The sequence below is a fragment of the Methylocystis borbori genome (assembly GCF_036576025.1).
In the GTDB taxonomy this organism is placed as follows: Bacteria; Pseudomonadota; Alphaproteobacteria; order Rhizobiales; family Beijerinckiaceae; genus Methylocystis; species Methylocystis borbori.
The window spans coordinates 48,938-72,444 of record NZ_JAZHYN010000001.1 but is presented as its reverse complement, the minus strand read 5'-3'; the positions used below and the strand labels follow the sequence as shown (position 1 = coordinate 72,444).

Here is a 23,507-nt window from a genome sequence, read left to right as displayed (position 1 = left end):
AGGATTCTCACAGATTGGCGGTTATGGAAAAAGTCAAAATTGTCGATCTCCTGCTTCGCGATCCGCGCTATGCGGATCGTCTCAGGCTCGAGCCATTTGGCAATAAGATATTTTCTCAATTTGACGAAGACGGAATCATTCAGGAAATATTCCGACGCATCGGGACGACGAATAAACGCTTCGTCGAATTCGGCGTTGGGACCGGCATCGAAAACAATACGCTGGCTCTGCTGCTTTACGGATGGAAGGGGCTCTGGATAGAAGGCGGCGGCAGTTCGGTTCGGCGGATCGAGAGCCAATTCTCGGACGTACTGAGCGGAGCGCGATTAACGCTCATCCATTCCTTCATCACCGCCGACAACATCAATGCGCTCATAGGGACGTGGGGCCAAGGCGAAATCGATCTGCTGTCGATCGATATCGACGGCAACGACTATTACGTGTTCGACGCGATAGATGTCGTCCAGCCGCGCGTGGTCGTCATAGAATATAACGCCAAATTTCCCCCCGATCTTTCGGTTGTGCAACGTTACAAGCCCGATCACCTTTGGGGGTTGACCGACTATTATGGCGCTTCGCTCGCCGCGCTCGAGCGGTTAGGGCGTAAGAAAGGATATGCGCTAGTCGGCTGCAATCTGGCGGGGGCGAATGCCTTCTTCGTTCGGCAGGAATTGGCGGAAGGGAAATTCCAAAAGCCTTTTACCGCAGCTAATCATTATCAGCCCGCGCGATATTTCCTTTGGCAATTGTATGTGTCGGGACAATCATACGTTCCGGCTTGGGGAGAATATCGGCGCGTGTCGGAAAGCGGCAATGTCGAGCAGTTCGATTGAAGACGATATGATCGCGTCTCGTCGTTTCTATTTCCCTCTCCCCTCGGAAGAATAGCCATGCAGACGCGACGCTGCTCTTCCGTTCGACTCGTTTTGCATGAATTTTGTCGGGGCTGGATCATCGAGAAGATGGCGTTAAAGCTCTGCGAGGCTTTGCGTGATCTTGGCGTCGACGCCGTTGTGTCGGAACGGCCGTCGCCCGACGCGGCCGTCAATCATTTCATGATCTTTCACTATGTCGACGTCATGCCGGGAACGCTCAACACGATGGCGATCACGCATGTTGACGACATGTTGAAGGTCGACATGGCGCGAAGACATCTAGCGAATGGCGTGCGCGCCGCCATATGCATGTCTTCCATGACCGCCGAGCAGCTTGCGGGATACAAAGTCGATCGCGACCGGCTCACTTACGCCTTGCCGGCGCATGACGTCGCGACGGCGCCTCGGCGCATCGTCATTGGAATTACAAGCGCGAATTACAGCGACGGCCGCAAGCGCGACTGGCTTTTGACGCGGCTCGCGAACGACATGCGGCTCGACGATTTCGAGTTCCCTATATTCGGCCGGGGTTGGGAGGCGGTCGCCGCGCGGCTTGAAGCGGCGGGCGCAAAGGTCGAATTGCATGTGCCCACAGTGGATTACAAGGCGGATTATGAAGCGATCAAGTTGGCGATTCCGCTATTCGACTATTATTTCTACCCGGGGCTGGACGAAGGCTCGATGGGCGCGCTCGACGCCTTGGCCGCGGGCGTCAAGACGATCGTCACCAACCAGGGTTTCCATCTCGACATTCCACATGGCGTGACCCATGGGTTCTGGGACTATGACGAGCTGTTGAAAATCTTTCGCGGCATTCGCGACGATATGCGCGGCCGCGTCGAAGCCGCCCGCGCGCTTACCTGGACCCGTTATGCGCAGCGTCATCTCGATATTTGGAATGCGCTTCTTGAGCGAGACGAGCTGCCGCCGGGGGATAGGCTCTCTGCGGAATGCGATTCCCCGCGCATAGAGGTCAATAAGTTTCCGGTGCTCAGCTATCGCGAGTTGCTGGCTGATCCGTTTCGCCGCGAGATGGCGCTGCGGTTCTGGACGCCCGCCCTGTTCAAATTCTATCTCGCCTTGAGGCAGTTCAGACAGGATCTGGGTTTGGGCAGCAAATTCAGGAAAATGATTCGCGCGTCAGGCGCCGAATCGCGATGAAAGTTCTGCACTTCTCGGCGTTGGACGGTCACACTGGCGCGGGCGCCGCAGCGGCGCGCATCCATTCCGGCCTTTTGGAGCGCGGCGTCGACTCGCATTTTTGCGTCGCGCATCGCGTGTGCGACTTGCCAAATTCATTTACGCCGAAGGCGACGTTCTTGCATCGTCTTGAGCGCAGGGTCCGCGCAAGGTTCGACGAATGGCTTACTCGCCGATATGCGCCCGACTATGATTATGTGCTCTCATCCGGGCTGGACGGGTTTAATATTCGCGAGATCGTCAGGCAAATGCGGCCAGATGTCGTGCATTTGCATTGGATAGCGGGCAATTCCTTCAAAATTGGATCGTTGGCTGGTCTGCGCACGCCAGTTGTTTGGCGCTTGGCCGATATGTGGCCGTTCTGCGGAATGGAGCATCTGGAAGTTGACGCGCATAAATATACGACGCCTGTCAACGAGAAGGCCGGCATACTGGCGGGCGGCAAGCACGCTTCCGAATGGACTCGCCGCCGTAAGCTGAGAGTGTATCAAACGTTGCCCCACCTGCGACTGGCGGCGCCGAGCAGGTGGATGGCGCGGGAGACCATGCGCAGCGCGCTTCTCGGCGAGCGCCCGCTCGATATTATTCCGACCGGCTGCGATTCGCGGCAGTTCTATCCTGTGGCGCAACAAGCTTGTCGTGAGGCGCTCGGCCTGCCGCGAGACTCATGCGTCGTTCTTGTCGGCGCGACGAGCATGCGCACCCGATGGAAAGGCGTCGACCTATTTATACAGGCGTCCAAGTCGGCGTTTCATGCGCTTTCGGCAAAGAACCATCCCAAGCCGCGCATTCTGACTTTTGGGGCCGAGGCGTTTCCCGAAACAGTCCTCGAGGGACTGGTCGACGTTGAGCATCTCGGCCCAATCCGAGACAAGCGACTTATGCGCATCATCTATAACGCCGCAGACGTGTTTGTCGCGCCATCGCGGATGGAAAATCTCGCCAATACGGTCCTGGAATCTCTTGCCTGCGGAACGCCTGTCGTGGCTTTCGACATTGGCGGCATGCCTGACGCCATCGAACATGAGAAGAATGGCTTTCTTGCCCGTCCTTTCGATACGAAGCATTTGGCCGAAGGCATCCGATTCGTATTGAGCCGTCGCGACGATCCTTCGATGCGTCTCGCGGCGCGGGAGAAGATATTGCGGGATTTCTCGCTCGATCGCGAAATCGATCTCTACATGGACCTCTATGCGCGCATGTTGGCGGAGGTTTCAGCCGGGGCGAGCACGATCGCTCCTGCAATGGCGGATGCTCGCGGATAACTGAACCGGCGAAAGGTCCTATGCAGTTCTTGATACTTGGCGGCGGCGCGGTCACGACCGAATATTATCTCACGGCGCTACGGATAATGGGACGATTGGCCGATGCTATTGTGGTCGATCCAGACGCCGCGTCGCTCAAGGAACAACATCCCGAATTCTTGGAGGCTGATTTTCGCACGCAGGACTATAAGACGTTCCTCGAGAACCTTCCTTCCGCCGGCGCGGGCCGCTCGGAGGGAATCATCGTCGCGCTTCCAAATCACCTGCATGTGGACGCTGTGCGCGGCGCGCTAAACTCGGGCCGGGACGTATTATGCGAGAAGCCGTTGGCGCTTCTTGCGGCTGATGTCAGCAAGCTGCGGGCGATCGCCTCGGAAAAGGCGCGGTTGCTGAAGGTCGCCATGTCGCGGCGATATCTTCCGGCGCTGATGTTGGCGCGCGACATTGTGGCGAACGAAGAAATGGGGACGGTCCAATCGATTGAGGCGCAGGACTGCGCGCCATTTGGATGGAGGCCGCGCTCCTTTTCATTTTTCGCGCCGGAGGCGGGAGGCGTTCTCGCCGACATGGGCGTGCATTATCTCGACTATGTCGCGACTCTTGTTGGAGGGCTGACGCCGATCTCCTATGACGATGACGCGAAAGGCGGCAATGAATCGAGCGTTGAATATGCGCTTCGCGCCGGCGACATTCCTGTCCATGTGCGTCTTTCCCGCATTCATCAGTCCGGCGCACATATCAAAATCAAATGCGCGCGCGGAGAAATCACCGTCGATAAAACCAATGAAAGCGAAATACTGGTCAAGCCGCTTCGCGCTTCCGCACGCCGCGTCAGCGCTGAAACGGCATTCGAGCGCCCGGAATGGCCGAATGAGTTTCATGGCGGATTCTGCCAGATGCTTGCCGATTTCGAAGCCGAGGTCTTGGGCGAGACGACACGAATCGCCGATGCGGCGGATGCGGAAAAGACGGTTGCGCTGATCGAATGGGCCTATGAGCGGCGTCGGCAGAATGCGTCCAGGACATATATGCGCGCCGAAGGCGGGGGGCGAGACAAGGCGCTGGTCACAGGCGGCACCGGGTTCATCGGCGGGCGTCTTCTCGAGCGGCTTTCGACGCAACCGCTCGACATTCGTCTTGCGGCGCGTTCGCCGGCCAATTGCGCCAATGCGGCGCGGTTTCCGGTGGCAATCGAGCCGACCGATCTGCTGGATTTCAACTCGGTGCGCCGGGCCGTCGCGGGCGCGCGATTTGTCTATCACCTCGCCTATGGCAATGCCGGCCGAGACGCGGCGCGCGTCACGATCGAGGGAACGAAGAACGTTGTCGAGGCGGCGATCGCGGAAGGCGCCGAATGCGTGCTCGTATTGAGCACAATGTATGTATTTGGTTTCCCTCAAGGCCAAGGGACCATCGACGAGAGTTTTCCCTATCGCCCCTACGGCGGGGAATATGGAGAGAGCAAGGCGGCCATGGAAAAATGGTGCCTTGCCCGCGCCAGAACCTCGTTGCCGACGCGAATTGTCATTCTCAATCCGACCTGCGTATTTGGTCCCGGCGGCGGCGCCTACACGCGGTTGCCGATCGATCTCGCGGCGCAGGGGCAGTTCTGCTGGATCGATGAGGGTTCTGGCTCCTGCAATTATAATTACGTCGAGAATCTGATCGATGCGATTCTCGCGGCAGTCGCGACGCCTCAGGCGCATGGCGAACGCTTCATCATCAATGACGGCGTAGCCACCTGGCGGGAGGTAATCGGGCCGTTCGTCGACCCGATCGCAAGGCAAATTCCGAGCTATTCGCCTGAAGAATTGAAAAAACTGCCGCGGTTTGGCGGGCGCTTTCGCGCGACGGATCTGCTCTCGGCGACGATGTCGGCGCCAGAGGTGCGAAACGTCGTTAAGCGGAGCGCGTTCGCGCGCAAGGCCTTTGCTTTCTACAATCGCATCAATCCGAAAGCGCCAATGGGCGCCGGACCAGTCGGCCCCGTGATCCCGCAAGAGATCACGAGCGATCCGCCCGATTGGCTCGGGCCGCTCTACGGACCAGCCCGCGCGGAATTTTCGTCAGCCAAGGCGGAGAAAGTTTTTGGTTGGCGTCCGCGCATATCCTTGAAGGACGCTCAAGCGGAAACCATCCGATGGCTCGTGGAGAATGGGCGGCTACCCAGTTCAGCTGCGAGAGAATGCAATTGATTTGACCCGTGACGGAGAACAGATCAGCGTTTGGGACGTGCGGCTTAAACGAGACGCTCGCAACGCTTTCGACATCGTGCGTCTTGTGCTGGCGACTCTCGTCGTCCTTGAACATTCTTATTTTCTCGTCGAGAACACGACGGCGAAGGATCCGCTTTCGGTTCTATCATGCGGGCAAATGAATTTCGGCCAATTTGCCGTCTATTTGTTCTTTGCCCTGAGCGGCTTTCTTGTCACCAATAGCTTTTGCGAGAGTTCGAGCACGGCGAGTTTTATCGCCAAGAGAATCGCGCGTATCGTTCCGGGATTCCTTGTGGCGTCGGCGGTCGGTTGGCTGATTGTCGGACCATTGACCGCGGACCATTTTGACTCCTATTTCTCTTCCCAGAACTGGCGCAGCCTCATCATTCAGGTTCTTGCCTTGAAACAAACCAATGTCGCCGGCGTGCTGGAAGGCAATCCTGTGCGCTTGGCGCATGGCACATTGTGGACGATCCAGTACGAATTCGACTGCTATATTTTGTTAGCGCTTTTCGGCGCCTTGGGTTTTTTGCGTCGGGCTGCAAGACCCAAATTCTATCTCGCGCTTGGCGCCGTCATCGCTTTGTCGATGGCGACTGGCTTGCCCTCGGTCTCTTACGGCCTGCTGGGATTGCTGATTTCGAGTCCCGAACGCTGGCCCGACCTTTTCCCTTTCTTTTTTCTCGGATCGGCTTTCTTTCTGTTCCGGGACAGGATTCCAAAATCGGGTTTTCTTTGCGCAAGCGGTCTCGCCGCAATCATGCTGAGCTTCATTTCTGGCGTCGGCGCTTATTTTGCGCTGCTGTTTTGCGGCGTTTACGCGCTCCTGTACGTAGCGCTTTCTTTTGCAGGCGATATTGTCATTCGCAATCGTAGAGTAGATTTGTCTTATGGCGTTTATCTATATGGTTGGCCGATCCAGCAATTGCTTCTTTATTATTCCGGGATGCGCTTGTCGCCAATGGCGCTGTTCCTGGCCGCTGTCGCATTTTCCTATCCCGCGGCTTGGGCGAGCTGGACTTTTATCGAACGGCCTTGCCTTCGCTTGGCGCATCGTCGTTCGCTTTAATGTCGGCGTTGCATCAGACAGATGACCGCGTTGCGATCATCGTTCCATGCTTCAACGGGGAAAAGACGCTTGCGGCGACGCTCGAGAGCGCCTTGGCGCAGGATTCGCCTGTGGAAATTGTCGTCGTCGACGATGGGTCGCGCGACGCTTCCCTCTCGGTCGCGCGCGCCTTCGAGCCGCTTGTGCGCGTAATATCGGGTCCTAATCGTGGCGTTTCGTCGGCTCGGAACAGCGGGATCGCGCTCACCTCGGCGCCATGGATCATTTTTCTCGACGCGGATGATTGGCTCGAGCCCGATACGCTCAAGAAGAGACTGGCGATTGCGAAGTCCGAGAACGCCGACGTGACGGTCTGCGATTGGATCGAGATCGAAGATAACGGCGGAGGAGAATTGGTCGAAGGGGCGCGGCGATCGATCGACTGGGCGGCGATCGGATCCAGGCCGGAAGTCGCGATCGCGCATCATGCCTGGGCCACCACGGCGGCAATTTTATACAGCCGCAAAATTGTGGACCGTATCGGCGGCTTCAGTTTGGATTTACCGGTCATACAGGACGCCCGCTTTCTATTCGACGCCGCCTATCATGGCGCGCGATTTGCCCATTCGCCGCATGTTGGCGCAAGATATCGTGTGCTGCCGAATAGTCTTTCGAGAAGCAATGCCGCCCGCTTCTGGCGGGACGTGCTCGTCAACGGCCGGCAAATCGAAGAACTCTGGCGAGTGCGGGGCTCGCTCGATGGCGCTCAGATCGAAACTCTGGCCGGAATCTATAACAACGCCGCGCGCGGGCTGTTCGCCGCAGCCCATCCGACCTATTTCGACGCGGTGGCGTCGCAACGGCGGCTTGGCGCGCCGTTGCCGCGCCACAGCCGTCTGGCGCCCATGCTCGCCCGTCTCGTGGGATTGAATGCGGCGCGCTTGCTGCTGTCGTTGGCGACGCCGCTCGCCGGCGGCCCGGGCCGGGCGCACGCGCCTTTTTCCTTTTCGGCAAAGCAGCGGTGAACGGGCTCGCCGTTCTGCAGTCCACGGCTTGGTATCCGCCCTACAGCCTCGGCGGGACGGAAGTGTATCTCGAAGGGCTGACGGCTGCGCTCGCGGATTTAGGCGTCGTCAGCACAGTCCTCGCGCCGCGCCATGCCGACGCTCCGCTTGAATATGAACATGCGGGCGTCCGCGTTGAGACTTATCCCGTCAATGAGTCGCCCACCCGGGAAGAATTCAAATTCGGGCGCCCGCATGAAGGTTTCGAGACCTTCCGAGCGCATCTGAGGCGGCGTCGGTCGGCCATATATCATCAGCATTCCTGGACAAGAGGCTGCGGCCCCCATCATTTGCGCGCCGCGCGAGAATTGGGCATGCGCACCGTATTGACCGTGCATGTGCCAGGAGTGACATGCCTGCGCGGAACCATGATCAAATTCGGAGCGTCTCCATGCGACGGCTATGTCGAGGCGAAGGAATGCGGGGCATGTTGGGCCGAGTCTCGCGGTCTGCCGCAGCCAATCGCCAAAGCCGTCGCGCGACTGCCTCTGGCGATAGGCCAATGCGCCCGGCGGCGACACTCGCGTTTCGCAACGGCGCTTTCCGCGCGATGGCTCGGCGCGGAGCAGTTGAAGCGGATCGCCGAAATGATCGTCCACGCCGATCGCGTCGTCGCTGTCTGCCAATGGCTCTATGAGGCGCTTGCGATCAATGGCGTTCCGACCGACAAGCTCACCTTGAGTCGCCAGGGCCTGTCGAAGGCGGATCTCGGCGCGCTGAAATCGGTCGACGCCATGCGGTCGAGCCGCGAGAGCCCGCTTCGGCTGCTGTTCATGGGGCGGTGGGATCCGGTCAAGGGCGTTGATGTCGTCGTGCGCGCCTTGCGCTTGCTGTCCCAAGATGCGTCTGTTCGCCTGACCATATGCGCCGTGCCCGCGCCAGCTGGCGAAGACGCCTATGAGCGGAAGGTGCGCGCGCTGGCCGCTTCGGACCGCCGCATTGTCATCCGCGATCCGGTGGCGCGCAAAGACCTCGCCGCGACGCTCGCCGAGCATGACGCGCTGGTCATTCCATCGACTGGGCTGGAGACCGGCCCTCTAACGGCGCTGGAGGCGCAAGCCGCGGGGTTGTTCGTTTTGGGATCGCGGCGCGGCGGCATCGCCGAACTGGTAAACGAAGCGGATGGCGCAGGCGCGTTGGTGGAGGCGGCGGACGTTACGGCTTGGGCCCAGGCGATTACGCGCCTTGCGGCCCTTCATGCGCAGGGCCGCTTGAATCTGCCCGGACGCGCCGTGCGCACGATGGCCGCGGCCGCCGCGGAAATGGCCCAACTTTACGGCGCGCTTTGAATCTTGATGAGACGGGGCCTGCGTATCGCTCTCACGGTCGATCCCGAGCTTCCGGTTCCTCCCCTGCATTACGGGGGGATCGAACGGATCGTAGACATGCTGGCGCGTGAACTTGTCTCGCGCGGTCATGAGGTCACGCTCTTCGCGAACCCGCGGTCGACCTGCCCCGTCCACAAGATCGCCTGGCCGGGAGCCCGCAGCAATTCGCGTCTCGATACGATAAGAAACGCGGTGACTTTGACACGCGCCGTCGCATTTGGCGGTTTCGACATCGTGCATAGCTTTTCGCGCATCGCCTATATGACGCCGATTCTGCCGGCGCCGATCCCCAAGCTGATGAGCTATCAGCGGGAGGTTAGCCGGCGCACGACCGCGCTCGCGCAAAAGCTGGCGTTTGGAAGTCTCGAATTTTCGGCGATCAGTCGGAGCATGATCGAGCCGGTGCGCCATATTGGCGAGTGGCACTATGCGCCAAATGGCGTGTCGCTCTCCGCATATGCTTTTCAGGCAAAAGTCGATAGCGATGCGCCGCTGGTCTTTCTGGGACGTATCGAGGAAATCAAGGGGCCGCATTTAGCGATCGAAGCGGCGCGCCGGGCTGGATGCAGGCTCGTTCTCGCCGGCAATGTTCCGAGTGAACATCGAGGCTGGTTCGAGGCGAATGTGCAGCCGCATATCGACGGGCGCGAAATCGCCTATATCGGCCCGGTCGACGATGCGCAAAAGAGCGAATTGCTCGGCCGAGCGCGCGCTCTGTTGATGCCGATCCTCTGGGAGGAGCCGTTCGGCATCGTCATGGCGGAGGCGATGGCGTGCGGAGCGCCTGTAATCGGTTTCAGACGCGGCGCCGTCGCCGAGGTCGTCGAGGACGGGACAACCGGCTATGTCGTCGACACGCTCGACGACATGGCCGCAGCGGTCGACCGATTGCCCAATCTCGAACGGCGCGCTTGCCGCGCGCGCGTCGAACGGCTGTTCAGCGAAATCGCGGTCGCAGACAGTTATCTGCAGATTTACGCGCAAATGCTTTCGCGCCGACAAAAAGAGAGACGCATTCCATTCGCGCAATAGCCCTTCTTCAAAGCTTGCGCGGAATGGCGATGACAGCCGCGAGGTTTTCATGTTTTCGCGGCGACTGGGCGCGGCCCTGTAGGCATAGGGATTAGACTTGCGGACAGTGTTCGCCTATCCGGGCAATATGGCGCATGCGCAAAATGCGGCGTTGGCCTTGTATGAGAGAGGCGCGCTTGAAGCATTTGTCACGACCTTCAGATATCGGCGCGATGGCGCGTTCGCCAAAGGACTTGCCCGGCTGCCTGGAGAATTGCCCAAGAGCGCGGCGGCGCAGTTAGAGCGCAGATTGGTCGATCGCGTTCCGGCTGAATTCGTTCGCGCCTATCCATTTTGGGAGATTATTCGCACGGCCGCGGCGAAGGCGAATGCGAGCCCGGTCATTGTGGATCGCATATGGGATCGCATGAGCCACAGCTTCGACGCTCTCGTCGCCGGCCGCTACGTTCCGCGCGCGGAGGTCGTTCAATCTTTCGAATACACCGCGCTCGAGAGTTTCCGGCGGGCGAAACAGTTGGGTGTCGTGAGGGCGCTCCATCTCCCTTCGCTCGACAGCCGACAGTCCGAAGAGATTCAACAGCGTGAAAAGCGTGAATGGCCCGAGTTGCGCAGCGAATATGACGCCTACTTCGACAGCAAATTCGCCCGCCGCTATGCGCGCAGACAAGAGGAGATAGCGCTCGCCGACATCATCATCGCCAATTCTTCGCTGACGGCGCGTTCGCATATCGCCGCCGGCGCCGATCCGACAAAGGTTCATGTCGCAATGCTGGGCGCTCCGCCTCCAATCAGCGAGGAGATGATCGACAGCGGGTCTCGTCATGGCCCCTTGCGTTTCATTTGGGCGGGAAATTTCCGATTGGCCAAGGGGGCGCATTATCTCTTGCAGGCCTGGCGGCTCATTGGCGCGGGGCCCCATGCCGTCCTTGACGTTTATGGAAGCGTGCAAGTGCCGGCGCGTATGCTCGAATCCTGTACCGATAATATCGTATTTCACGGATCGGTCCCGCGCGCCAAGCTCCATGCGGCTTTTCGAGCGGCTGACGTTCTTGTTTTCCCGACTCTGTCCGATGGCTTCGGCGCGGTCGTGGCTGAAGCTTTTGCAAATGCTTTGCCTGTCATCGTTACGGATCAGGCCGGCGCCGCCGATCTTGTGACGCCGGAGAACGGCCTCATCATTCCCGCCGCGGATGCGACAGCGCTTGCCGATGCGCTGAAATGGTGCCTCGACAATCGGGAGCGCCTGGAGACGATGCGTTTTGCCGCGCTTGCCGCGGCGCGCCAGCGGCAGTGGTCGGACTTCCGGCGCGACCTGATAGAGGCGCTCGATACGGGGCTTAGGCGGGGGGGCCATATTTCTCATTTTGCTCCATCCGCATAGAGAAGCCGATGGATATGATAAGGAAGGCGCGTGTTTGTATCCTCACTCCTGGTCAGATCGGCTCCAATCCGCGCGTCGTGAAAGAAGCGCAGACTTTGCAAGAGGCAGGGTTTGACGCGATGGTGATCGCGACGCGCATGCTCGATCGGATCGAGCCGCGCGACCAATCGATCATGCGTAATGCGCCCTGGCGACTTCGTCGCATCGATCTGACGTCGAAATGGCGCTGGAAGGCGCGCCGCGTCCTCCAGTTTGGTTTGCGCGGCGGCTATATGGCCAGCAAGGCCGCATGGCTCGCGGATATTGCGTTCAGCGCCGCGACTTTGCCCCTGCGGCGGGCGGCGCTGCAAACGCCCGCCGAACTTTATATTGCGCATTACCCTGCCGCGCTCCCGGCGGCGGCGGCGGCGGCGCGGCGGCATGGAGGACGTTACGCCTATGACGCCGAGGATTTCCACCTCGGCGACTGGTCCGACGCCCCATCGTTCAAGAAAGAACGGGAACTCGTCCGCGCCATAGAGGCGCGGCATTTGCCGGGATGCGCCTATGTCACTGCGGCGTCGCCGGGAATCGCCGACGCCTATCGCGACGCATATGGAATCGAGCGGCCAAGGATCATCCTCAACGCCTTTCCGCTCGAACAGGCGCCGATCGGCTCGACAGAGAAGGGAACCGCCGAGCCGGGACCGTCCGTCTATTGGTTTTCGCAGACGATTGGGCCCGATCGCGGGCTGGAATGCGCGGTCCGCGCAATCGGGCGGGCGCGCATGAAGCCGCATCTTTATTTACGCGGGTCGCCGGCTGGAGGTTTCATCCAGCGCCTGCGCGCCATAGCCGCAGAGGCAGGCGTCATGGAGCGCATTCACATTCTTCCGCCCGAGGCGCCAGAGCGGATGGAGCGTTTGGCGGCCGGCTACGATTTGGGGCTTGCCGCGGAAATTGACCTTGTGACAAGCCGAAAGGTAGCCTTGACCAACAAGCTCTTCAGCTATCTCCTTGCTGGCGTTCCGCCCATCATGTCCGATACGCCTGCACAAAGGGCCTTCGCGGCTGAAGCCGGATTAAGCGATCAGCTCTATCCGATCGACGATAGCGCCGCGCTCGCGGCCGTGCTGGACAGCTTTCTTGGCGACCCCATTCGCCTCGCCGCCGCCCGCGAACGGGCGTATCGGCTGGGGCAAGAGCGCTTCAACTGGCGGCTGGAAAGCGTGAAGCTCCTTTCCGCGGTGTCGCAAGCCGTGGGCGCCGCGGGGCCGGCGCTTTGCGAAGAGTCTTGGAATTTACACAGCGTTTGATGGACCGATCTTGTGTCGACCCTGAAATCGAGAATCGGAAGCGTTGTCATACCGCGTCTGCCCGTTAGCCGCAGAACCTTCGATATTTTGCGGCATGAATTGCGCGCGATGTGGACCCGAGCCCTCAACGTCGTGAATCCTTCTTTCCATATGACGGTTCATCGGCTGCGGCGGCGCGAAGGATTATCGCTCAACATCGGCAGCGGCGGACGCGGCTTGCAGGACTGGGTCAACATCGAACTTACGCGCCACCGCGACACCACGATCTGTCTCGATATCCGTCGGCGTCTGCCTTTCGCCGACGGCTCCGTTCGCCGTATCCTTATCGAGCACGTCCTGGAACATGTCGATTTCGCTGACGACGCGCCGGCGATGCTGCGGGATTACTATCGGCTGCTCGCTGCTGGCGGCGTGTTGAGAATTATCGTGCCTGACGCGAAACGCTTCGTGGAGGCTTATGTTTCCGGCGATGAGGCGACTTGGAGCAAGCTTGGTTGGGACATCGCTCATTTGCCGAGCGATCTCGTGACGCCGATGCATGTCGTCAATCATGTCTTCCATCAGGGCGGCGAACATTTGTTCGGCTACGACTTCGAAACATTGAAGGCTCTCCTGAGTCGGGCGGGCTTCGAGCGGATCGAGCGGCGGGCTTTTCGTCAATCCGCCGATCCGCAACTGGCGATCGATCAGCAAAATCATGCGCCTTATAGCCTCTATGTCGAGGCCGCGCGGTAGACGCATTATAGAGATGGAAGATCGGGAAAGTTGAGTTTGACTTTTCGTGACATGGGGCTCGCTATTGTCCGCGCCATTCCTTCTTTGGAAAGAGTGGCAAGACGCCTCTATACATGGCTCCCGCACGCTTTTCATGATACGCCCGCCAAACGGCTTAGGGCGTTTTTTGCCGGCGAATCCGACGTCGCATTCATCCAGATTGGCGCCTATGATGGCGTTGCTGGCGATCCGGTTCGGCCAATCTTGCTGGATTCGCCCGGTTGGCGGGGCGTCCTGGTTGAGCCGCAGCCGGGAGCTTATGCGCGATTGATCCAGAACTATGCTCACCAGACTGACAGGCTGGTGTTTTTGAACGCCGCGATCTCGACGTCGCGCGGAGAACGATTGCTATTTCGCATTGAGGACGCTGACGTAGAGCGGCTCGCTCTGCCGGATTGGGCGGGGGAAATCGCTTCTTTGGATGAAAGCCATCTGACAAGGCATTTCCCTCACGCGAACATCACTCAAATTTGCGTCAAGACGTTGCTTTTCGCGGACGTGGCGTCAAATTTCGCCGATGGCCGGGTCGACGCGGTCATCATGGATGTGGAAGGTCACGAACGTCCGATACTCGAAAATATCGAGTTCGATCGTCATCGCGTACGCTTCATTCTCTTCGAACACAAACATATGAACGTCGCGGAAAAATCTCTTGTGGCGGATCTGCTGGGACGGCGCGGGTTTGCGCTTAAGGAATACGGACGCGACACGGTCGCCTGGCGGAAGTCCGCCGCCGCATGATGCGTGCGCCTCGCACCGTGGCCCTCGTCGCCGCGCATTTCCCGCCCAGCAATCTCGCAGGGGTGCACCGCGCGCGACTCCTGAGCCAGCATCTGCATGAATTCGGCTGGCGGACGATAATCGTCACGACGCATTGGCGCCATTACGAGGAGGCGCTCGATTGGGACCTCGCGGCGCTCGTTGATCAATCTCTCGAAGTCATACGAACGCCCGCCTTGCCGACGCGGCCGATCCGAATCGTTGGAGATATCGGCGTTCGCGCGCTGCCATGGCATTTGGCGGCCTTACGGCGGCTGCGCAGGGAACGACGGATCGATTTCGTTCACATCACGGTTCCATCCTTTTATTCGGCGCTGCTTGGCGAGCTTCTCCATCGCGAAGCGCCGCTGCCTTTTGGCGTCGATTACATCGATCCCTGGGTTACGGTTTGGCCCGAGGCGGAGGTTAAATTTTCAAAGGCATGGGCCTCGATGACGCTTGGGAGCGCGCTGGAGCCCTGGGCCGTGCGCAACGCTTCGCTTATTACCGGCGTAGCAAGCGGATATTATGCGGGCGTTCTTGATCGTCATCCGCGTCTACGCGAAACATGCGTAACCGCTGCGATGCCCTATGGCTTTTCGAGCTTGGATTTTGCGGCGCCGGACCTTGGGATGCGAGAGCTCTCGCAGTTTGATCCCTCTGACGGGCGATTTCATTTGGTTTATGCGGGCGCCCTGCTGCCCAAGGGGCGGCCCGTCCTCCAAAGGCTTTTGGAGGGCGTGGCGCTTCTTCGAGAGCGTAAAAGCCCCCTCGGGGACCAACTACGGCTTCATTTCATTGGCTGCGGCAAATCCCCGAACGATCCGCGCGGGTTCAATGTCCTCCCCGTCGCCGAACGTTTGGGGATTGCGAGCCTCGTCACCGAGCATCCGCATCGCATGGCCTATATTGACGTGCTTGCGCATCTCAAGAAGGCGTCCGGCGTGCTGATCGTGGGCTCGACAGAGCCGCATTATTCGCCGTCGAAAGTCTATCAAGCCGTGCAGGCGCGCCGCCCGGCGCTGGCGTTGCTCCATGAGGCAAGCGCCGCTGTCGAGGTTCTCGCGCGCAGCCGCGCGGGCCGCGCCATCGCGCTCACCGAAACGGCGTTGCCAGAGGCGACTCGGGTGGCGGATATAATCGAGGAGTTTGTCGCCGCCGAATATGATCCGGATAGCGTCGACTGGGGCGCCTTCGGCGCATTTTCGGCCCGAGAGAGCGCACGGCTCATGGCGGCAGCGCTCGACGAAGCCCTGGAACGTCAGCGACAGCCGAAGGCCGGATGCTGATTTCCGTTGTGACGCCCGTTTACAACGGCGCTCCCTTCCTGAGAGCGGCGCTGAGTTCGATACTCGCGCAAGATATCGAGTTCGAGTTGATCATATCCGATGACGGCTCAACCGACGACACTGTCGAAACGATCGAATCGATCGACGACAAGCGCCTAAGGTTTTTCAAAAATCGGTCGAACGCCGGCATTTTCGGCAACCTGAACCGCTGCATCGAAAGAGCGCGCGGTTCATATATCCAAGTCTTTTGCCAAGACGATCTCATGAAAAATGGGTATTTGGCGGCCCAATTGGAAATGTTGCGAAAGCATCCTGACGCGGGTTTGGTTTATGGCAATCCGGAATATATCAATGAATTTACAGGCGTGGTCACGACGAGCTTAGAGGATCGCACGCCGGAAGTCGTCAATCGAAATCTCTATGTGTGGATCGCTTCTCACTATGGGGCTTTGCCGGCGTCGTTGTCGTCGATCATGTTTCCGCGACGCACGATAGAAACGATAGGGCTGTTCAACGCGGCCTTTCGAGTTGCTGGCGATCTTGAGTTCTATCATCGCGTCGCCGAGCGCTTTCCGATTGTTCGAGACGCGCGCATTTTTCATAGCGTCCGTTCGCATAGCAAAATGGCGTCCGTTCATTCAAAAACCGGCGGATACTATCTCCGAGAGGAACTTGCGCTCGACGCATGGAGTCGGGCGCTTTGGAGCGGTGAGGACTATCGAAAACTTCAATATTTCCGCTCCGCGGTGCGTGGCAATTATCATTTGAGCTGGATTATGCGAGCGGCCATGCGTGGCGAGCTCATGCTGGCTCTGAAGTCGCTTGCGCAATTGAATCAGATATATCCGTTGAACTGGGTTCTATGGTGGCGCATTGCGCGCGCATTCGGCAAAATTCCCGCGCCTTTGCTCCCTGCGCCGCCGCGATAGTCGATGGCGAAATCGGCGCCGACCTCGCAAAGCAGCTCGGCCGCCTATCAGGCTTTCTCAAATACGGCGCCAATGGCCACATGGTGGGCGGTCCACTGGCCTCTGCCTGTCGTGTTGAAGAGCTTGTGCACGCCGCGAGAATACAAGCTCTCAGCGGTATGCCTGAATGGGGATGGAAGACGTCTTTCTCCATTTTGCATGAAGTCGGCGACCGGACCAAAACCCAGGAACTCAAAATGCCGCTCCATTAATCGAACATTTGGACGCCGCTCGGCATAGGTTACGAACCAGTCCGGCAGAAGGCGCTGATAGTCTCGCGGATAATTATGAACAGGCCACATGCAAGGCGCTATCGTGACAACCGTCCCCCCTGCTTTGCATAGCTTGATCGCGTTATCCAAAACGGCAATAGGCAAAAACGCGTGCTCCAGAACATTCAGCACAAACACGCTTCCAAAGTCTGTTCGCGGAAAGTTGGACAAGCAGTCGTCGGCTTCGAAGTTGGCGCGGTAGTCGACGCCGGGACCTCCACATATGTCCGTCGCTTTATATTCTAAACCCGCTCTCTCCACGACTTCCCGAGCCGTTGCGCCGCCATATCCTGCTCCCAACTCCAGGACCGGGGAATGAATGCATCCGGCGTCGACAAGTTTTTGGATATAAAAGATATCGTTAGGGGTCATGAAGGCTGACTCGGGCAGATATTAAAAATATGCGATTGTTTCAATGGCATTTTGTCTTATCGAATCCAGATTTACAATTAAAAGCTTGCTAAGTGAATTGGATTGTGACCATCCGAATTGAGCGCATTCGGTAAGATTCCTAGACCTTTAATCCCTGCGCTGTGGCGATAGTCGATGGAGAGGTTGGTTGGCGCTCAACTCGCAAAAGCAGCTCTATTCGAACGCGGGCAACAGCTTTGTTGTAAAACTAATACCAAGGGGCGTATCCAATATATTGGATATCGGTTGCGGTTGCGGGGACACTGCCACGCTGATCAAACAGAAAAGGCGTGACGTGTGGATTGAAGGGATCACCTTCAATCCCGCGGAAGGGAAAATTGCGCGGGAGATTGTGGATAGAATTCATATAATCGATATTGAAGAGCGCCGTTTTTTGGAGTGCTTCGAAGCAAATCAATTTGACTGTCTGCTGTTTTCTCATGTTCTAGAGCATCTGCGAGAACCTTCGCGGATAATTGAAGCGTTTTTGCCGTTCCTGAAACCCGAAGGATTTTTGATAGCGGCCGTTCCCAACGTCTTGGAATGGCGCACGAGATCGAGATTTTTATTGGGGAAATGGAACTACGAGGACTTTGGCGTTTTGGATCGTACCCACTTGCGATTCTACACATTCAATTCCGTTCTGGATGAATTGTTCCGCGGGCCGATTCGCGACGCGTTTGACAGTTTCAAAATCATTGGCGACGGAGCCGCCCCGCTTTTTGGATTGAGGCGCATCCACGCCTTTGGAGGAGTTGCGCGCCAAATAGATAGGCTTGCCGTTCGCCTGTTTCCTAATCTGTTTGCGCAGCAAGTTGGGATTGTAGCGGTAAAGCGCTCGCCCGCGCGGTAGTCTCGCTTTGCAATCGTCAAATTCATTTATGGGGCGGTCGAATTGGGTGCGATGAAGGATCGCGCATTAAGCGCCAGCGCCGCAATAGCCCAAGTGGAGGAAATTGTCCGAGGCGGGGCAAACGAAAAGGATGTCGCTTATTTCAAGGAGCATCGGGGCCGATTCGAGCGTACCTTGCGCCGGATGACTGAGTTGGCTCCGCCCCCGGCGAAAGTGCTGGATATTGGCAGCCACTATCTGCACCTGTCGCTGGCGTTGCGCGCGATGGACTATCATGTGGTCTCAATCGACGCGCCGGCTTTCGCGGATCAGCCCTTGATGCGGGCGCGCGCGCAGAAGGGCGGCATCGACAATCTCGCCGTCGGGAGATTGGAAGATGGCGACTTCCTTCAAGAGGAAGGGGAAAGTTTCGACGTCGTCGTGTTCACAGAGATCATGGAGCACATCACATTCAATCCGGTCCTGTTGTGGCGACGCGTTTACGACCTCCTGCGTGTAGGCGGATTCGTATACATCACCACCCCAAACTCATTGACGCCATGGAAGATGCTGCATGTGTTGAAGCGTATGACGACTCTCGCGGGCGTCGGCGTTTCTCCTGACGAAATTATGCACACCGTGACCTACGGACATCATTGGAAAGAATATTCGGCAGATGAAATACGCAAATATTTCGCGCTCATGAGCCCGGATTTTTCGGTTGAGATCGCTCATTTCAACGAGGATTGGAAGACGGCGCCGCCAGACGCCTCGATCAAATCAGCATGTCGGGCGTTTGTGCGCGGCTTGGCCGCAAACATTCCGGTTTTGCGTGACCAGATCGAAGCGATCGTCCGAGTCCAAGGGCGCACGCGGTGGTTGATCGAACCGCCAGGCTTTATTTGACGTCATGCAGCGTCTTGCCGTTCTTTCGTCTCATCCAATCCAATATCATGCCGTGCTGTTTCGGGAACTCGCCCGAAGGTTAGACGCGCATGTGTTCTTTGCTCACCGAGCGACGCCCGACGAGCAGGCGCGCGCCGGTTTTGGCGCCGCTTTTGAGTGGGACGTGGATCTTACGACAGGCTATAATCGCAGCTTCCTGAATAATATATCGCCGCGTCCCGGGACCGATCGCTTTTCAGGTTGCGATACGCCGGAAATCGGGGCGCGCCTGCGCGAAGGGCGGTTCGATGCTGCGCTCATTTTCGGATGGCATCTGAAATCATTCATGCAGGGGCTGATCGCGGCGAAGCGCCTCGGCATGCCTGTCTTGGTGCGCGGCGACAGCCAGCTCGCTACGCCCCGCTCAAAGCTCAAGATGGAAGCGAAAGCGATCGCCTATCCATTTTTTCTGCGCATGTTTGATGTGGCGCTTTATGTCGGCGCCCGTTCGCGCCAATATTACGAGCATTACGCTTATCCAGCGGAGCGACTGTTCTTCTCACCGCATTGCGTCGACATCGGCTGGTTCGCCGCTCGGGCGACGGAAGGCGCGAGACGCGATTTGCGGAACATGCTGGGGGTGTCGGATGAGGCGCGCGTTCTTTTATTTGCGGGCAAGTTGCAGCCCTTCAAACGGCCTCTCGACATCATCAGTGCTGCGCGGATTTTGAGAGCAAGAGGCCAAAACGTCGAGGCGATGGTCGCCGGAGACGGCGAACTCCATTCCGCGATGATAGAGGCGGCTGCAAAAGATGACGTCCCCTTGCATATGCTAGGGTTTTGCAATCAGTCCAGGATGCCCGCTGTCTTTGCCGCGTCCGATTGTTTAACGCTTCCATCGACGGGTAGAGAGACTTGGGGACTGGTGGCGAACGAGGCTCTTGCGTGCGGGCGCCCGATTGTCGTGTCCGACGCCTGCGGTTGTTCGCTCGATCTCGCCGCTGATGGCGGCGCCGGGCGCAGTTTCAGGACAGGCGACGTAATGATGTTGGCCGATATGATCGATGACATATTCGAGACGGCGCCCGACGCAGCGGCTATGACGCGAGTCTCGGAGCAATATAGCCCCCAAGCGGCGGTCGACGGCGTCATCGCCGCGCTCGACTACCTCAAACGTCGACGGTCCCGCGCGGTTTCCTGACCAAATGTCTCTCGCATGGAAAAGCTTCGACCGACCGCGCTCAAGATCGCTGGGCTTTCTTCCGCTTGTCTGCAGCGCGCTGTTTTTGCTTGGCGGCCTGGGGCCAAATGGGCTGATGGCGCTGCTCTCGGTGATCGTCTTCGGGGCTTCGGTGATATTGCTGTGGCGGCCCGGAGAGTCGCCGATCCTGTTATTTACTTTTGTGTATCCTTGGCTGCAGGCCTCCGCCGCCATCTTTCATGCGAACTGGCTTGGCATCCCGTTGGCGGATTATTCGCAAGTCGGCGGCGACACCGAACTTGCCGCCTCGCTGACGTTAATCGGTCTCCTTTGTCTGGCGGCGGGGATGCGCCTGGGGGCGGGCGGATGGGACTGGCGCACGGGAGAGCAAACGCGCGCCATGGCGCTGGCGCATCCTGTATCGGACTGGTTCAAGCTCTATTTCCAGTACGCTCTCGCGAGCGCCGCCATCATGATTGGCGGAAGTCAGATCGCCCCCGGGCTGATGCAAGTGCTGTTGGGAATTTCTGCGTTACGGTGGGCGTTCTTCTATCTTCTCGCTTACGCTAGTTTTCTGCGACCGGCCGCGTCTCGGCAATTTCTTTACGGCGCCTTCGCATTCGAACTGCTCACCAGCATCGGGGGTTTTTTTTCCGACTTCAAGACGGTGTTCTTCTTTCTGCTGATGGCGCTGCTCGCCTCCCAGCTCCGTCCGACCGCGCGCGCTTCGGTTGGAATCGCAGTCGTCGCCGCGATGGCGCTTTCTCTTGGCGTCGTATGGACGGCGGTCAAGAACGAATACCGCGCTTATGTTTCCGGCGGCGCCTCGGCGCAAATCGTCGCCGTCGATGCGAGCGCACAATGGAGCAAGCTTGCAGAATTGGCGCAAAGGCTCGATGGCGCGGCTCTCGCGAACGGCGCCGATCAGCTCATACGACGGCTCTCATATACCGAATTTTTCGGCGTCGTTCTCGAGCGAGTGCCGCAAATGGTCCCCCATGAGGACGGCGCGATCTGGTTCGACGCGTTAATCAGGCCGTTTACGCCGAGAATGTTTTTCCCGTGGAAAACGGAAATAGACGACTCCATGCGGACATATATTTTCACGGGGGGACTGACCAGACCTAGAGAGGGCACGTCCATCAGCCTCGGATATGTCGCTGAAAGCTATATAGATTTTCGCATGTTTGGCATGATGGCCTGTCTCGCCTTGTTTGGGTATGCGTTGGGGAGAACCTACAAAATACTATTGTCTTGGCGCCGGTCGCGCGGCGCGTTGGGCATGGCCCTCGCCAGCGCCGCGATCTTCGGCGCGACTTTCCTTGAAGCAAGCATCACCAAGACTTTGGGAGGCTTCGTGGGCTCGCTGTTGGCGGCATGGTTGATCTGCAGATGGGGCGTTCCGAAGTGGTGTCCGTGGGTCGTGGACGATCGCGCCTAGGATCCATGCGTATCCTTCACCTTGTCCCAACCTACCTGCCGGCGACGCGTTATGGCGGGCCGATTTATTCGGTGCACGGCCTTTGCAAGGCGTTGGCGGCGCGCGGTCATGAGGTCCACGTCTTTACGACCAATATCGACGGCTTGGGCGTCTCCAGCGTGCCCCTCGCGCAGCCAGTCGATCTTGAAGGCGTGAAAGTATGGTATTTTCCGGTGGGCCTGGGGCGACGGCTCTATCGTTCGCCTGCAATGGCCAAGGCGCTCGACGAGCACGCCGACGGATTCGACATTCTACATCTGCATTCAGTCTTCCTGTGGCCGACGACTTTTGCGGCGCGTCTCGCACGGCGCCGCCAAATTCCGTACGTCTTATCGCCACGAGGGATGCTCGTCAGCGAACTGATCGCCAGGAAAAATCGATTGCTCAAGTCCGCCTGGATCGAATTGTTTGAGCGCGCCAATATCGCCGGCGCGGCGACTCTGCATCTGACGGCGCCGATCGAGGTCGTGGAACTGCAAAAACTGCGGCTCGCCGCGCGGCGCATCGACATTATTCCTAACGGCGTCGACATGCCCCCTTTCGAGAAAGCGCGCTCCTCCGAGGCCTCGCGCCGAGCCGAACCGCCGCGCGTGCTATCGCTCGGACGCCTTAACTGGAAAAAGGGGCTCGATCGGCTCATTTTGGCCATAGCCCGTGTTCCGCAGGCCGAACTCGTCATTGCAGGCAATGATGAAGAAAACTATCGCGTCCGGCTCGAAGCGTGCGCCCGAGATGCGGGCGTCGCCGAGAGAGTAACTTTTCATGGTCCCGTCCACGGCGACGCGAAATGGAAGCTCATCCGCTCTTGCGACTTGTTTGTCATGCCGTCCTATTCGGAAAATTTCGGCATAGCGGCGCTCGAGGCGATGGCGTGCGGACGTCCCGTCGTGGTGACGCCGGAGGTAGGCCTTGCGCAAACGGTTCAGGCGACGGGCGCTGGCGTCGTTGCAGAAGGAGCGCCGGAAATTTTCGGGAGAGCGATCGCTGCGTTGCTCAACGCTCCCGCGGAGCGCTGGAAAATGGGTGGAATAGGCGCTTGCATCGCGCGCGACCAATTTTCCTGGAGTGCGATTGCGGCGCAGATGGAGGCCGCCTACGGCGCATGTGTCGGTGAGAGGCGCTCGTGCTGCAACTGATCACGCCCGTTATTCTAACATTTAATGAGGAGGCAAATATCGAAAGGACGTTAAAGGCGCTTCATTGGGCGGATGATATTGTTATCGTCGATAGTTACAGCACAGATCGGACAATCGACATTATCTCGAATTTTCCAAAGGCGCGGATCGTTCAACGTCGGTTTGACGCGCATGCCAATCAGTGGAATTTCGCCATCGGGGAGAGCGGCATCGGAACCGAATGGATATTGGCGCTCGATGCGGATTATCTTTTGACCGACGAATTCGTCAGCGAATTGGCCGGATTGGATCCTCGCGGCGCCTGCAGCGCCTATGCCGCGGATTTTACTTATTGCGTTATGGGTCGACCTCTTCGGGGGACGCTGTATCCCGCGGTCACATTGCTCTTTCGACGACTCGGCGCGCGCTATGTTCAGACCGGACATACGCAGCGTCTGGAGATAGACGGACCGATTCGACGATTGGGCGCTAAGATTCTACATGATGATCGTAAGCCGCTGTCGCGATGGCTGACCTCGCAGCGAAACTACGCGCATCTCGAAGCCGAGCATCTTCTCAACAGCCCTCGAACCGCTTTGCGCGCGACGGATCGCGTGAGATCGATGGCGTGGCCGGCGCCGGTTCTTGTGTTCATTTACGTTCTGCTGGTCAAAGGTTGCATTCTCGATGGTTGGCCGGGATGGCTTTATGTCTTGCAGCGTACGCTTGCTGAAATCATGATCGCAATGGAGATCGTCGAACGATCGTTGCGTTTGGACGCACAAAGGAAATGACGGCGCGCAGCGCGCGCGTCCGT

21 protein-coding genes are annotated in these 23,507 nt (G+C 58.7%); 20 read left to right on the top strand and 1 reads right to left on the bottom strand.

Annotated features, from left to right (window positions below; translation table 11 throughout):
• Positions 1-23 precede the first annotated feature (23 nt).
• The 14 genes from V3H18_RS00315 (at position 24) to V3H18_RS00250 (ending at position 16,455) form a co-directional block, all read left to right on the top strand.
• The gene (locus V3H18_RS00315) at positions 24-833 is read left to right on the top strand and encodes an FkbM family methyltransferase (RefSeq protein ID WP_332079854.1); all 810 of its coding nucleotides are present in this window, start codon (positions 24-26) and stop codon (positions 831-833) included.
• Between the two features lie 57 nt (positions 834-890).
• Positions 891-2,036: a glycosyltransferase gene (locus tag V3H18_RS00310; protein ID WP_332079853.1), complete on the top strand. Its 1,146-nt coding sequence runs from the start codon at positions 891-893 to the stop codon at positions 2,034-2,036.
• Complete coding sequence (locus V3H18_RS00305) at positions 2,033-3,340, top strand: glycosyltransferase (protein ID WP_332079852.1); 1,308 nt, start codon at positions 2,033-2,035, stop codon at positions 3,338-3,340. Before V3H18_RS00310 ends, V3H18_RS00305 begins: the two co-directional genes overlap by 4 nt.
• A gap of 20 nt (positions 3,341-3,360) precedes the next feature.
• On the top strand, positions 3,361-5,535 hold the full coding sequence (locus tag V3H18_RS00300) for an NAD-dependent epimerase/dehydratase family protein (RefSeq protein WP_332079851.1): 2,175 nt from the start codon (positions 3,361-3,363) through the stop codon (positions 5,533-5,535).
• Entirely contained in the window at positions 5,495-6,625 is a 1,131-nt protein-coding gene (locus tag V3H18_RS00295) for an acyltransferase family protein (RefSeq protein WP_332079850.1), read from the top strand. Before V3H18_RS00300 ends, V3H18_RS00295 begins: the two co-directional genes overlap by 41 nt.
• Positions 6,625-7,629 carry a glycosyltransferase family 2 protein gene (locus tag V3H18_RS00290; RefSeq protein WP_332079849.1) on the top strand — a complete coding sequence of 335 codons (1,005 nt, stop codon included), beginning with the start codon at positions 6,625-6,627 and terminating at the stop codon, positions 7,627-7,629. Before V3H18_RS00295 ends, V3H18_RS00290 begins: the two co-directional genes overlap by 1 nt.
• The gene (locus tag V3H18_RS00285; RefSeq protein WP_332079847.1) at positions 7,626-8,957 is read left to right on the top strand and encodes a glycosyltransferase; all 1,332 of its coding nucleotides are present in this window, start codon (positions 7,626-7,628) and stop codon (positions 8,955-8,957) included. The genes V3H18_RS00290 and V3H18_RS00285 overlap by 4 nt, the downstream gene beginning before the upstream one ends.
• A gap of 6 nt (positions 8,958-8,963) precedes the next feature.
• Positions 8,964-10,028 carry a glycosyltransferase gene (locus V3H18_RS00280; RefSeq protein WP_332079846.1) on the top strand — a complete coding sequence of 355 codons (1,065 nt, stop codon included), beginning with the start codon at positions 8,964-8,966 and terminating at the stop codon, positions 10,026-10,028.
• A gap of 106 nt (positions 10,029-10,134) precedes the next feature.
• Complete coding sequence (locus V3H18_RS00275; RefSeq protein WP_332079984.1) at positions 10,135-11,409, top strand: glycosyltransferase family 4 protein; 1,275 nt, start codon at positions 10,135-10,137, stop codon at positions 11,407-11,409.
• A gap of 8 nt (positions 11,410-11,417) precedes the next feature.
• A complete protein-coding gene (locus V3H18_RS00270; protein ID WP_332079845.1) occupies positions 11,418-12,704 on the top strand; it encodes a glycosyltransferase in 1,287 nt (428 codons plus the stop codon).
• Positions 12,705-12,812: 108 nt separating this feature from the next.
• Complete coding sequence (locus V3H18_RS00265; protein ID WP_332079844.1) at positions 12,813-13,439, top strand: class I SAM-dependent methyltransferase; 627 nt, start codon at positions 12,813-12,815, stop codon at positions 13,437-13,439.
• A 30-nt stretch (positions 13,440-13,469) separates the two neighbouring features.
• Positions 13,470-14,219: an FkbM family methyltransferase gene (locus tag V3H18_RS00260; RefSeq protein WP_332079842.1), complete on the top strand. Its 750-nt coding sequence runs from the start codon at positions 13,470-13,472 to the stop codon at positions 14,217-14,219.
• Positions 14,216-15,526 carry a glycosyltransferase family protein gene (locus tag V3H18_RS00255; RefSeq protein WP_332079840.1) on the top strand — a complete coding sequence of 437 codons (1,311 nt, stop codon included), beginning with the start codon at positions 14,216-14,218 and terminating at the stop codon, positions 15,524-15,526. Before V3H18_RS00260 ends, V3H18_RS00255 begins: the two co-directional genes overlap by 4 nt.
• Positions 15,520-16,455: a glycosyltransferase gene (locus tag V3H18_RS00250; RefSeq protein ID WP_332079838.1), complete on the top strand. Its 936-nt coding sequence runs from the start codon at positions 15,520-15,522 to the stop codon at positions 16,453-16,455. The genes V3H18_RS00255 and V3H18_RS00250 overlap by 7 nt, the downstream gene beginning before the upstream one ends.
• Before the next feature lie 47 nt (positions 16,456-16,502).
• On the opposite strand, the gene V3H18_RS00245 is transcribed toward V3H18_RS00250, so the two are convergent.
• Positions 16,503-17,138 carry a class I SAM-dependent methyltransferase gene (locus V3H18_RS00245; RefSeq protein WP_332079836.1) on the bottom strand — a complete coding sequence of 212 codons (636 nt, stop codon included), beginning with the start codon at positions 17,136-17,138 and terminating at the stop codon, positions 16,503-16,505.
• A gap of 187 nt (positions 17,139-17,325) precedes the next feature.
• Between V3H18_RS00245 and V3H18_RS00240 the strand changes: the two genes are divergently transcribed.
• The 6 genes from V3H18_RS00240 to V3H18_RS00215 all read left to right on the top strand — a co-directional run bounded on the left by V3H18_RS00240 (position 17,326) and on the right by V3H18_RS00215 (position 23,484).
• On the top strand, positions 17,326-18,030 hold the full coding sequence (locus V3H18_RS00240; protein ID WP_332079835.1) for a class I SAM-dependent methyltransferase: 705 nt from the start codon (positions 17,326-17,328) through the stop codon (positions 18,028-18,030).
• A 51-nt stretch (positions 18,031-18,081) separates the two neighbouring features.
• Complete coding sequence (locus tag V3H18_RS00235; protein WP_332079983.1) at positions 18,082-18,915, top strand: class I SAM-dependent methyltransferase; 834 nt, start codon at positions 18,082-18,084, stop codon at positions 18,913-18,915.
• A 4-nt stretch (positions 18,916-18,919) separates the two neighbouring features.
• Complete coding sequence (locus V3H18_RS00230) at positions 18,920-20,095, top strand: glycosyltransferase family 4 protein (protein ID WP_332079834.1); 1,176 nt, start codon at positions 18,920-18,922, stop codon at positions 20,093-20,095.
• 85 nt (positions 20,096-20,180) lie between these two features.
• Positions 20,181-21,536 carry a hypothetical protein gene (locus tag V3H18_RS00225; protein WP_332079832.1) on the top strand — a complete coding sequence of 452 codons (1,356 nt, stop codon included), beginning with the start codon at positions 20,181-20,183 and terminating at the stop codon, positions 21,534-21,536.
• A 5-nt stretch (positions 21,537-21,541) separates the two neighbouring features.
• On the top strand, positions 21,542-22,711 hold the full coding sequence (locus V3H18_RS00220) for a glycosyltransferase (protein ID WP_332079831.1): 1,170 nt from the start codon (positions 21,542-21,544) through the stop codon (positions 22,709-22,711).
• Positions 22,699-23,484, top strand: coding sequence for a glycosyltransferase family 2 protein (locus V3H18_RS00215; protein WP_332079830.1), 786 nt, complete (start codon positions 22,699-22,701; stop codon positions 23,482-23,484). The genes V3H18_RS00220 and V3H18_RS00215 overlap by 13 nt, the downstream gene beginning before the upstream one ends.
• The last annotated feature ends 23 nt before the right edge of the window (positions 23,485-23,507 follow it).